Below are 336 nucleotides of genomic sequence, written 5' to 3' on the forward strand. Positions count from 1 at the left end.
GGTTGCCCAATGCGTCGTAACGGTGATGCCAGACGTGGCTTCGGGCTGTGCCGTCCAGGCTGTCGTGACGGTATTCCCTGATGAGGTTGCCGAGTTTGTCGTAGAAGTATTGGTGGCGGCTGTGGGCGTTTTGGGTTCCTGCCAGTCTGCCGCTTGGGTCATAGGCGTAGTTTTCTTTGTCGGTTTCGTGTACTTCTCCGTTTTCATCGGTCACAAGGATGCTGCGGCTTTCGATACGGCCGGCGGGATCGTATTCCAGTTTGGTGACGGTGCCGGCTTCGTCTATGCGTTCGAGTACGCCGCTGCCTTGGGTGTAATGGTAGCGGGTGATTTTAC

The 336-nt window shown here is 56.5% G+C and carries 1 pseudogene; it reads right to left on the minus strand.

What is annotated here, in order from left to right:
- Positions 1-336, minus strand: a pseudogene (locus HMPREF2700_RS10325) (hypothetical protein); the annotation flags it as partial.

The organism is Neisseria sp. HMSC068C04 (assembly GCF_001810105.1).
Lineage (GTDB): Bacteria > Pseudomonadota > Gammaproteobacteria > Burkholderiales > Neisseriaceae > Neisseria > Neisseria flavescens_B.